The 1,423-nt window shown below is 57.0% G+C and carries 2 protein-coding genes; one reads left to right on the top strand and one right to left on the bottom strand.

Annotated elements, in window-relative coordinates; genetic code table 11:
- Window positions 1-789 (top strand): RHS repeat-associated core domain-containing protein (locus ACYVAQ_RS23335; RefSeq protein WP_460793008.1); only part of this gene is annotated, 789 nt, incomplete at its 5' end.
- Window positions 790-1,157: 368 nt separating this feature from the next.
- Here the strand turns inward: ACYVAQ_RS23335 and ACYVAQ_RS23330 are convergent.
- The coding region (locus ACYVAQ_RS23330; protein WP_460793007.1) for a hypothetical protein at window positions 1,158-1,423 on the bottom strand (266 nt) is incomplete at its 5' end.

Genomic DNA, 1,423 nt, shown 5'->3' with positions numbered 1-1,423 from the left:
CTGGCACGACCGTGCTCATCCGTTCGTTTGGACGAAGACCGCCGACCAGATCCTCGCAAAGGCCAACCGTCCAACTACTTCAAATCCGCGGCACTAGAACAGATCACCAGCACTGGAGTTATCCAATACTTCGGTACCGACCAGTACGGATCCACCCGGATCCTGACCAACCAGACTGGAGCAGTAGTGGCGACCTACAGCTACAGCCCTTACGGCGCTTTGGACACCCACACCGGTACCGCTGACACCCCACTCCGGTGGAACGGTCAATACCAAGACCAAGAGAGCGGGCTCTACTACCTGCGAGCCCGGTCCTACGACCCGACCACGGCCCAGTTCCTCACACCCGACCCACTAAGTGAAATCACGCATTCTGCCTACGGCTATGCGAAGAATGATCCGCTGCTTTTCGACGACCCCACTGGTTTGTCAATCTGGCAGATCTGCGCGGGTGGCTCGTTCGGGGCAGCCTTGGTTTTGTCGTTGCATGTGTGTTATGTCCACGGCTCTGACGGGCATAGCGGTATCACAATCAGCCCCGGCGCCGGAGGTGGCTTGGAAGCCTCTGGGGGAGTTACCTATGGGCAAGATCAAAGTGTCGACGATCCGAGTGACATGAAAGGGCCATTCGGCGTCGGCAGTATTGGGTACGGATTTATCGGAGCCGATGGTTATGTAGGCATGTGCGACGGGCAGCCTACGTACGGATGGGACTTTGGTGGATTCACCTCAGCGAAGTTCGGCGGATCCTTCCAAGACACCTACACCTTCGAGCCGTTCGAATGGTGAAGAAGCGCCAGGTCCGAGGGCATCACGTATGGCTGATGGTGTCGCTGGGCCTTCCCGTCCAATTTGTTGTCTCTCAGCCCAGTGCCGATGTATTGCGGTCCTTCGGTGCGTGCGATGACTTCATTGCGTCCGCAGCGGCAACATATTTCGGCCGCCGCCTCGTGCATTCCCCGTTGGTCGCCAAGGTATCCGGCGAGTCGATCCTCGTGTCTGTTCATGACATCGAGCGGATGCCCCTATGGCCATTATCGCCCGTATTCTATGGAAAGGTGCACGCGTCAGGTTCCGCATCCTGCGTAATCACTGGCGTCATCAGGGCCCGTCGGACGACACAGGCCGGTCTATTGCTAGTCATATTGGCACTGGCTCTAATCGGCGGCTCTCCTGCGCATGTATTTATTGCTTTGATCATCGGCGGGTACATTCTCGAGACCATCTTTGTATTGCCAAGGACGTCTCAACGCCTTGAGTCCGGCCTGCGTACCTTCGTTGTCGGGGTTTAACGTGCTGTCATTCCCTCTTATTTGTTTGTCCTGCCCCCCCGATTCTCGGTCCACATCTCGTGGGAGTGCTCGAAACTTTGAGAGTCCTTGTGGAGGTGTGTGATGGCTGCGGCGAAAAGGTTCACGACTGA

It is taken from the genome of Nocardioides maradonensis (assembly GCF_054777115.1).
Note: the sequence above shows the minus strand (reverse complement) of the source record. Positions and strands in the feature narration are given on the sequence as shown.